Annotated in this window: 8 protein-coding genes and 1 pseudogene; 5 read left to right on the forward strand and 4 right to left on the reverse strand. The window is 59.2% G+C overall.

Features of this window, described 5'->3' with window-relative positions; genetic code table 11:
• On the reverse strand, window positions 1–716 hold a 716-nt coding region (locus A4R35_RS00215), incomplete at its 3' end, for a class I SAM-dependent methyltransferase (RefSeq protein ID WP_189361151.1).
• 1,463 nt (window positions 717–2,179) lie between these two features.
• On the opposite strand from A4R35_RS00215, the gene A4R35_RS25135 reads away from it, so the two are divergent.
• Window positions 2,180–4,195, forward strand: coding sequence for an AfsR/SARP family transcriptional regulator (locus A4R35_RS25135; protein WP_399358648.1), 2,016 nt, complete (start codon window positions 2,180–2,182; stop codon window positions 4,193–4,195).
• Between the two features lie 49 nt (window positions 4,196–4,244).
• Here A4R35_RS25135 and A4R35_RS00225 read toward each other — a convergent pair whose 3' ends face one another.
• On the reverse strand, window positions 4,245–5,582 hold the full coding sequence (locus A4R35_RS00225) for a class I SAM-dependent methyltransferase (protein ID WP_112425410.1): 1,338 nt from the start codon (window positions 5,580–5,582) through the stop codon (window positions 4,245–4,247).
• A 54-nt stretch (window positions 5,583–5,636) separates the two neighbouring features.
• Window positions 5,637–5,969 carry a methyltransferase domain-containing protein gene (locus A4R35_RS23780; RefSeq protein ID WP_146747050.1) on the reverse strand — a complete coding sequence of 111 codons (333 nt, stop codon included), beginning with the start codon at window positions 5,967–5,969 and terminating at the stop codon, window positions 5,637–5,639.
• 432 nt (window positions 5,970–6,401) lie between these two features.
• On the opposite strand from A4R35_RS23780, the gene A4R35_RS00235 reads away from it, so the two are divergent.
• The 4 genes from A4R35_RS00235 to A4R35_RS00250 all read left to right on the forward strand — a co-directional run bounded on the left by A4R35_RS00235 (window position 6,402) and on the right by A4R35_RS00250 (window position 8,972).
• Window positions 6,402–6,596: a hypothetical protein gene (locus tag A4R35_RS00235; protein WP_112425414.1), complete on the forward strand. Its 195-nt coding sequence runs from the start codon at window positions 6,402–6,404 to the stop codon at window positions 6,594–6,596.
• 1,114 nt (window positions 6,597–7,710) lie between these two features.
• Window positions 7,711–7,878 carry a hypothetical protein gene (locus A4R35_RS24045; RefSeq protein ID WP_189361155.1) on the forward strand — a complete coding sequence of 56 codons (168 nt, stop codon included), beginning with the start codon at window positions 7,711–7,713 and terminating at the stop codon, window positions 7,876–7,878.
• Between the two features lie 105 nt (window positions 7,879–7,983).
• On the forward strand, window positions 7,984–8,385 hold the full coding sequence (locus A4R35_RS00245) for a hypothetical protein (RefSeq protein WP_112425418.1): 402 nt from the start codon (window positions 7,984–7,986) through the stop codon (window positions 8,383–8,385).
• Entirely contained in the window at window positions 8,382–8,972 is a 591-nt protein-coding gene (locus A4R35_RS00250) for an NUDIX domain-containing protein (RefSeq protein ID WP_112425420.1), read from the forward strand. The genes A4R35_RS00245 and A4R35_RS00250 overlap by 4 nt, the downstream gene beginning before the upstream one ends.
• On the opposite strand, the pseudogene A4R35_RS24050 reads toward A4R35_RS00250, so the two are convergent.
• A pseudogene (locus A4R35_RS24050) lies at window positions 8,935–9,386 on the reverse strand (hypothetical protein); the annotation flags it as partial. The gene A4R35_RS00250 and the pseudogene A4R35_RS24050 overlap by 38 nt on opposite strands.

A 9,386-nucleotide genomic window follows, 5' to 3' on the forward strand; every position in this document is an offset into this window, starting at 1 on the left:
CTGGTCACGTCGATGCAGCCAGCCTGTTGGAGCAGCTCCCCGAGCCGGCGCAGGACCTCCATCTCGAAGCCGAGCTGGCGGCTGATGCCGGTGAACCAGTCGAGCAGGCGGCGAGTGGCCGCCCCGGCGGGCTGGATGACATCGCTGAGTTCGAGCAGTTCGATCCAGCCGCCGGGGCGGGTGACGCGCACCAGCTCGCGGACAACACCGGGCCAGGCCTGGGCAGGAATGGCGGCCACCAGCAACCGCTGATGGGTATAACAAAATTGGCCGTCGGGAAAGGGCAAGCCCTCCAACACGTTCGCCCGGACGAAGACGCAGGTGGGGGGCACCGGCTGGGGCAGGGATTGCAAGGAGACGTCGACGCCCACCACGAGGGCGTGAGGAAAGAGGGCCTGCAGCTCGAAGGCCCAGATGCCGGTGCCGGTGCCTACGTCCAGGATGGTACGGATTGACTCGGGGGTGAGGGGCGCGAGGTAGTGGTTACTGAGGGTCCGATAGAGCGCATGATGCTGATAGTTGAGCCGCTGATCTTCCAGCGGGTCCTTGGGCAGCAGATACGGGACGTCGTCCAGATAGCGGCGCTGGGCGAAGGGCGAAGAATGCCCGTGCTCGGGGGCTGTGCTCACCGCCGCTGTCGACGTGACCACGGCGGGGGCAGCGGAGGCCGCCTGGACTCGGCGGCGTCTGCGGAAAAGATGACGCCAGAAGGCCATATCAGTGCTCCCTTCGTAGAGAAATGGACGTCTTCCCATCAGGATGAAAGGATAAGCTGGCAGAAGCGTCCCGCCTGCTGCCAGGAACGAGGGAGGTGGCCGATGCCTGCGTGGGCAGGGAAGCCACCTCGGGCTGTGCCTGCCGCCGGCGGCAGCGGGGGCAGGAAGATAGGGGCAATGCCTGTAAGTCAGTCAATGGTTGAAGAGACGTGGCCATTTCACTCGATCCTCCTGTGTTAGGACCATCACCATCCGAACGGGCTGATCCCTCTGCTCTCCCATCAGGGCAAGAGGTTCTTACCCGTTCAGTTTCTTCTCCTCTGAGAGTCTCTCTTCTTTCTCTGTGCCAGAAGTAACTCTAGCAGAGCTGTATCGCGTGCTGTTACAGCTGAGCAAGATCATGAAAGTTGAGGTGTGGTTGAAGAGCTGCAGATTGATGAAGCCAAAGGGACCCCCTTTGCGTTCTCAACACGGGCTTGTATACGCCCTCTGCGTTTCGGAAAAAGCAAGACGAGAAATGGAAAGGTAGCAGCAGGGATAAGGTTCCCTTGCGCACCCTCGTCTCTTGGTCCAGGTCCTCGGCTCCGCGGTAATGCATTTCACACAGTGCGCGCCGGCTCGAGCTGTTGCAGGACCGATCGCAGGGTACCCTCCCCCGACGTCTTCCCTGCGGCTTAGCAACGTGAGCGCCGCTATGAAGCCCTGGGTCTGAAAGGTCTGTAGCTAGGTCCGCCATTGCTGTTTGCCCGGCAGCTGAGAGCATGGAGGTCACGATCCGAGAGACTGTGTTCAGGATCAAGCAAGCTTACACCCACCCTGAGGGGAATCAGCGGCAGCGGGATCATCTCCGCCAGCAGGCGTCCACGTGCCTGATGTCGACTCATGGGGCACACGCTCCCCTCGGGCCTCTCCTGACGTTATCTGCACCTGCGTGCGCCAGGTTCCAGGGAAGATGGTCATGGAGCGATTCCCTCCTTGCATGATCAGATGGAGTCGCACGTCTCGCCGCGGTGGTCGCGGCGAGATGACAGCCTGCCAAGAGGTGCCCCACGGGCGCCGAGCAGGCCGTCAGGCTGGCAGTACAGGTGCCACATCCCAGCTCTCCTTTCTGATTTTATACTCATTATTAGTTATTACAGAGAATTAACCTTATAGGAGAAATATTTTGTTTACCTGCTCTATCACTGGTCACTTGGTTGATGGGATTTCCAAGAGCCATAGAGAAGTCTAATAGTATGTCATGCATAGCAGCATCGAGAGGATGCACGTGAGATATCTCTCCAGCGTTCCCGCTAGGTTCCTTGTTTACCTTCGCTCCAGCAGCTCTCGGGAGCTCTCCCATGAGTCACCTCGGAAGATGGTTCGGGATTTTCTACTCTGTTCCTCCTGTGCTAAACTGACGATATGGTTTGGTTATGACCTTGAGAAAGGGAATGTCCTGTATGGAGTCCACAGATCGTCCAATGCTTGCCAAACAACAGCCTCTTGTGCGTGTTTGGCTGCTCGGGCCATTCCATGTAGAGCGTCGTGACACAGAGGGGCGTTGGATTCCCATCCCTTCAGAAGCCTGGGGTCAGGGAGCTGGAAGCCGGCGTCTGCTCAAACGCCTTCTAGCTGCTCCGGGCCGTCGCCTGCGCCGTGGCACGTTGTTGGAAGATCTTTGGCCCGATGCTGCTGATCGCAATCTTACAGATGCTGCACATCGCCTTCGGCGAACATTCCGAGAGGAGATCTCTGATGGTCAGGGATCTCTGCTGCATTCTCTCAACCACCCCCCTTGCTACGAGCTTGCCTCTCAAGATGTGATTTGGTGCGATAGTGATGCTGTTCAGCAACTGCTCCAGGAGGCTGATTGTCATAGTCACGATTCTTCTGTGCGGTTGAGATTGCTTGAGGAAGCCATGTGCTATCTAGAACGGGGGGAATTCTTGGAAGATGAGGAGGGGCACTGGTGTAAATCTCTTCGACAGGAGTACAGAGTTATTCGCCGCCTTTGCCGACTCTGGCTGGCCGATACCTATATGATGCAAGGGCGCGTCTGGCCTGCAAGAAAGCTACTTACCCAGGTAGTGAGGCAGGACCCTACGGATGAGGATGCTCTCCAACGACTGGTACAGCTCTATCAGCAGCAGGGTCTGAGCGCCACCGCCCGGCAGGTGTTCCTTACAGCTCAGCGACGTGCAAAGGCAGCAGGGACTCCACTTTCGACTGCCTTGGAAGAAACAGTTCTGCGGTCAGGAGCCTCGTGGCAACCCCAGGCGCCTTTCCCTTGGCCTGTTTACTCATCGGTGCTTCAGGGTGCTCCAGCTCCTGGAAGAGACTTCTCCTTTCTGGAGGCGGAGATCCCTGACAAGTGGCTGCTCCAGGGCATTGTGACACTCTCCTACCTGCAGACTCAAGGGTGGAGTACAGAACACCTTATTCAGGTCGTCACTTCCTTGTCTCAGACAGGAGCCTCCATGTTCGAACTCCTTCGCCGTCAGTTCTTACAGCAGGCCAGTGCCCTCTTTCTTTGGGGAGGAGCACCGTTGCTCCCTCCTCACAAGGGGCCTACTGCTGAGGAAAGTGCCCAGATAGCAGAGGCGCTGAGGACATGCCTCCAACAGGGATGGCGTTTCTTCTATGCCGGCCAAGCTAGTCAGGCGTTGGCAACAGGGCAGATCAGCGTGTTTTTCCTCCGTCACGTGTATTCCTGGTTCTCACTAGCAGAGCATGCCTTACTGTTGGCAGGAGCTTATAATCTGCTCGGGAGCGCACTGTGTCTGCATGGGCGCTACCACGAGGCTTTCCAAGCCCATCAAAGTGCCTCCCTTGCTGCCTTAGAAGCTGGAGACCCATTCACCCTTTGCTATAGTCGGCTGGGACAGGTCAATGCCTTGTATGGACAAGGGGCGTATCAGCAAGCCTCGCAGAGTGCTCAGCAAGTGCTCCGTATGATGGATCAGCTTCCTGACTCCCCTGCGCCAGAGCTCCGCGCCCATGTCCTGGGTCTCTGGGCTGAAAGCGCTCTCTCCTTGGGAGATTATTGCCTCGCCTCTCAGCTATTAGATCGTATCGGCCTCTGCCTGGAGCAGGAAACGATCAGCCCCAATGAGGCTTTTGATCGCGCTCACTGGTATCATCTTCGTGGAAAGCTGGCCGTCCTCTCGAAGGACTTTCCGCAGGCGCTCCAATATAGCAAACAAGCTTTGCAAGCGCTTTCTCCTACTTCTATACTAAGGCGGCTGTTTATGCTTCTCCCTCTCCTCACCGCGTGTTGCTGTCTGCATGAGCGAGAAGAAGGTGTTCAAGGGCTTGAGTTGCTGCAGACACTGCTCCCTACTACCCATCTTCCCTCGTTCACTCGTCCGCTCCATGATGTGCTTGAGGGCTTCCTTGCTGCCTTCCCTCACGAAGCGCGGGTCTCTGATCTCGTGGGGACCCTTCTGCCATGCCTGGGTTCACCCGTGGGGCGGCCTCCTGAGTGCTCAGGCTTCTGACAGGAGCGACCCGGCCCTGCACCTGCCAGGGTCGCTCCTGTTCGTGTTGTTATGGAGCTGTGCGCTCGATGAGCAAGAGTCCGCCACGTGCCACTTCCTCGTACCAGAGCTGCCCAGCTCCCTGGAGCTGCTCCAGACACCACTGGCCGACCTGCTGCAGCCGCTCTGGCGAGAAACACTGGCGATGTCCATAGCCTGCTGTGGGCTGCTCCTCGTACGGAACTGCCAGAATCAGATGCTGACAAGTTACCTGCAGCAGGTGTTCCAGGACCTGGTACATCTCAGCTTCTGCAAAATGCTCAAGGACATGCAAGGCGGTTACTGTATCAAAGTGACCCAGACGGACCAGCTCTGCCGAGCGCAAGTCACCCTGCACAAAGCGGACGGTGTGGAGACCACGTTGTCTGGCAAGTTCCTCAGCGACCCGAAAGACGCTCCCGTCCAGATCGAGGCCGACAATCTCTTCAACAAAGGGGCGTCGCTCTGCGAGCAAGAGCGCAAAGAAGCCGGCGTTGCACCCGGCATCCAGGAAGCGTTTCCCCGCACACAACTCCAGCACCCGTTGATAAAGCGTGGCAGTGAACTCCAGCGTACTGCTGTCTGGGGGCATGTGGGGCGCGGCAGTGGTGACCAGTGTCAACAGATGGAGCAACGTATTGGCCCCGAAGTAGCTCCAAGCCCGGCGGAGATCTCCTGGATAGGTGGTTCCAACAATGGCTGTCATCAGGCAGCTGAGCTGCTGGTGGTCAGACAGCCAGCCGTGTGGACCGAGTTCATCAATGAGATACCCTGCCAGACTTGGATGCATCTGTTCGGGGCGGCACCAGTGCAACAGGACAGGCGAGGGAGGATGCTGTCGCGTACACACCAGAAAATGCGGAGTGATCTCCACCTGGTAGCCGCGCTGTCGATAGCGCCTGGCGAGCCAGTGCCGATCGAGGCCAATGGCCTGCATCACCGTCCAGCCGCCGATCTGGAGCGAACGCTGATAGAGGCGGACAGGCAAGGGATCGAGTGAGGCCTGAATACCTTCCAGGAGCCGGTTCGCATCCTCCTCAAGCATCAGGAAGCCAAAGGGAGTCAGTTCAGTCTCAATAGCATGCAGCATCGCCTCGGGAGAGACGCCAGGGCCAAAGCGATGGACCACAATCGTCTTCGGAGGACGGTCTCGTCTGAAGAGGAGAAAATGGGGTGTTTCTTCCCACTGATAGCCTCCCTCGCTCATGCGTCGCATGAGACTCTCCAGATGAGCCAGATGTCCATCGATGATGATGGTGTCGCCCACACGAGCGGACCGTTCTTGAATCGAGACAGAGATTCGTCGCCGACCGCGCGGCGAAGGCAGAATCCCCGTGTGCTCCTCGTCAGGCACCTGTGCTGAAGTCATGGCTGCTCCTTCCCGTCAGGACAAGATCTTCTCTGAGGAGTATATCCCCGAAGGTCATGTCCTGAAAAGAGGTGGAAGCAGAGGGAGAAAGCTAGCAGAGGGACCAGTGGGGCGATGGGGCAGCAGTGGCTGCTGGCTGCTCCCATCGTGCCACTGCTGCAGGCGACGGGTGGCCGGCCCGGCGGGCTGGATGCCATCGCTGCGTTCGAGCCATTCGATCCAGCCGCCGGGACGGGTGACGCGCACCAGTTCGCGGACGACGCCGGGCCAGGAGCGGGCGGGAATGGCGGCCACCAGCAACCGCTGATGGGTATAACAAAATTGGCAGTCGGCAAAGGGCAAGCCCTCCAGCACGTTCGCTCGGACAAAGACGCAGGTGAGGGGCACCGGCTGAGGCGGGGCTGCAGGGAGACGTTGACGCCCACCACGAGGGCATGAAGGAAGAGGGCGTGCATCTCGACGGCCCAGATGCCGGTGCCCACGTCCAGGATGGTGCGGGTGCGCTCGGGAGCGAGCGGGGCCAGGGAGTGGTGACTGAGCGTCCGGTACAGGGCATGGTGCTGATCGTTGAGCCGCTGGTCTTCCAGGGGGTCCTTGGGGAAGAGAGAGGGCCCGTCCTCCAGGGAGTACCGCTGGGCGAAGGACGCGGGAGACCCGTGCTCGGGGGCCGTACCCGCCGCTGTCGACGTGGCCAGGGCCGGCACAGGGGAGGAGACGGCGCGGGCACGTGTGCGGCAGCCCAACAGGTAACGGAAGAAGGCCATACCACTGCTCCTTTCATTGAGATAGAGACTGCTCGTCAGCAGGGTGTGCAAGCTTATGGGGACCCTTCTGGCAGTCTCGGGGCAGGGAGGCTACCTGTGCCTGGGCGAGCAGTGCAGCCATCTCGGCCTGGGTCTGCTGCTGGCGGCAGCGCGGGCAGGAAGACGGGGGCAATGCCTGCACGTCAGTCAGTGGTTGGAGAGCTGTCGCCATCTCGCTCGTTCCTCCTTTGTTCGGCTCATCACCATCTGAGCGGGCTGGTCCCATCGCTCTTCCGTCAGAGCAAGGCATCTCTTGTGAGTGTCTTTCTTCTTTCTCTGTGCCAGAAGTACTCTAGCAGAGCTGCATCGTGTGCTGTCACAGCCGAGCACGATCATGAAATGTGAGGTGCGGTTGCGCAGTTGCTGACCGGGAACGTGCCCTTTATACTAGTGGAAGACCATACGGCGAAGGAAGGAGTGTGCTTGGCGTGATGGTATCTGTTGATTGGACCACCTTCGGCCTGCCTGCTTCTCTAGAGGTGGGAGAGGATGGTTTTCCCCGTCCTGGCGCCGTGATCCGGTGGGCTCGAGCGCGGGCGAAACAGGACGATCCGTCCTGGACCCAGAAACGTCTCGCTCAGGAACTCGGGCTGACAGAGCGGGCGATCTACTACTTAGAAAGCCGCGATGTAGGGCTCGATTCCATCTCGCTGCGCCGGCGACTGGCACGGCTCCTGACGATCCCTCCCCTGTTTTTGGAGCTGGCCTCCTTGGAGGACCCTGTTGATGTTGGACACCTGATCAAACAGTACCGATTGATGAAGCCAAAGAGCCACCCGTTGCGTTCTCAACGAGGGCTGGCCCACGCCCTCTGCGTTTCGGAAAAAGCAGTACGAGAAATGGAACAGCAAAAAAAGGGGTTAGATTCCCTCGCGCGCCGCCGTCTCCTGGCTCAGCTTCTGGAGATTCCTCCTGCGGCGCTGGGCATCGCTACACTGGAGGAAGCGAGACGTCACCATGCTCAACGATTGCATCTGCTCTCTCTCCATCCTGTGAACCTGGATCACGGAGAGATCGATCCGTGTTCCTACGAAGCGTATCTTCAAACACTCTGGGATCGCAATCATGCAACGACCGCACAAGACCGGATAGCAGAGCTGACCACTACTCTAGAGAAGCTTAGATCGGTTTTGCCTTATAAGAGTGGAAAAGACGAAGAAACAATCTCCGCTCTTCTCTGTCGATACCATCATCTCTCTGCTCATATCCTCCGTGATCAAAGTCAGGATGAAGCTGCGTTGAGAGAGTTGGAGAAGGCGTTGAGGCTTGCTCAAAGAGCAGAGAACCGTTCCCTCCTGGCTGTCACCTCCCTTCGGATCGGAAGCGTGCTGCGTGACCGAGGCTCTGCCTATGAAGCGCTGGCCAGGATAGAAGCGGCCCGGGGAGATCATGAGGCCGAGCAAGCGCTGCGCCGACAAGCCCGTGCTGACTATGAGGCCGCTCTTGCTTCCTACCAGCGCATTCGTCTGCTTGAGCAGCTCCCGACAGAGTGAGAAGGAGTCCTCCTCTTTGATGAAGGCTACGCGCAGGCACAGGTAGCCCAACAAGATCGTCAGAAACGGCGGGACGCTGTCGCTCTGCTGGAACGGTCTAGAGCGATGATCGCAGCAGCAAGAACCACGCTAGAAGAAGCGTTTGCCATTCGCATTCCGGAACGGACGTATTACAATACCAAGGCGGCGGCGTTCCTCTCTCTGGGCTGGCCTCGGGAAGCGATGGAGATTCTGACTGCGTTGATGGATCTTCCAGGGGATGAGGTCATGACGCGGCAGCATGCGTACAGCCACTATCTCTGGGCGCAAGCCTATGCTGATCTCCGCTTGAGCGAGGCAGCCGTGCCGTCCGCTCAAGTGGCTGCAGTCAAAATGAAGCAGATCAAGTCTCGTCTGCATCTGTGCCGGTTGCGAGGCTTGCATGCCCAGCTCAGTCAGCTGGATGGCAGCAATCTTGAGGTGATCCGCTTCGGCGTGCTGCTGCAATCGGAAGGGAGGAGCCGATGAGCCGACGGCCTGTGCGCACCTACCCCAACCGGCAGTTTCTCACAGGGACCAGGCCCCAGCCAGGGAGCTTCCTGCCAGAGGACATCTACGCGCAAGCACTCGATGCCCTGGTCATTTGTTGTGTCGATGCGGCGCTGCTCTCCCGAGGGCACTGGCTCATTGCCAGGCGAGTCCAGGAGCCCCATTCCGATTGGTGGGTGATTGGGGGACGCATGCGAAAGGGGGAGTTGATTGAGGAAGCGCTGCGCCGGACGTTGCGCCGAGAGATCCAGCTAGATCTACCAGAAGAGCGGTTGCGCCACATTATTGGTTACTACAACCTGATCTGGGATACCAGGGCACAGGAGCCGGTCAGCAACGGGTGCCAGCTCTTCTCGATCACCGTCGCGGTCTCTCTGACGGAGGAAGAAAGAGAGCAGCTTGCCCTCAACGAGGAGTATGGAGAAGCGCAATGGGTCAAGCCGGAGCAGGTCATCTGCCAAGCGGAGCAGTATCACCCCTGTCTCGTGCAGATGGCAAAAGACCTGCTGGCGGCAGATATGACGCTGCTCACTGGTGCTCAGGACTGTCGAGAGCAGCCAGGGTAGTCACCGTCAACTGGAACGACAGGGATCGCCTGACAGATTCGTCCGCGCAACCGGGAGGAGGCGCCCACCCCATCCTTCCCCCAGATCCGTCCAGTCTCGTGGATCTCGCGCAGGCATCAGGCTCCCAGAGCTTCTCGTTTGGCGGGAGAAAACGCCGGCTGATGCCCAGAGAAGAGGTCTGGTTCCTGTTGAAGGTCCTGGTGCCGGTGCCCACGTCCAGGATGGTGCGGGTGCGCTCAGGAGCGAGCGGGGCCAGGTAATGGTTGCTCAGGGTGCGATACAAGGCGTGGTGCTGGTAATTGAGCCGCTGATCTTCCAGGGGGTCCTTGGGGAAGAGATAGGGCACGTCCTCCAGATAGCGGCGCTGGGCGAAGGGCGAAGAATGCCCGTACTCGGGGGCTGTGCTCACCGCCG

Source organism: Thermogemmatispora tikiterensis (assembly GCF_003268475.1).
Lineage (GTDB): Bacteria > Chloroflexota > Ktedonobacteria > Ktedonobacterales > Ktedonobacteraceae > Thermogemmatispora > Thermogemmatispora tikiterensis.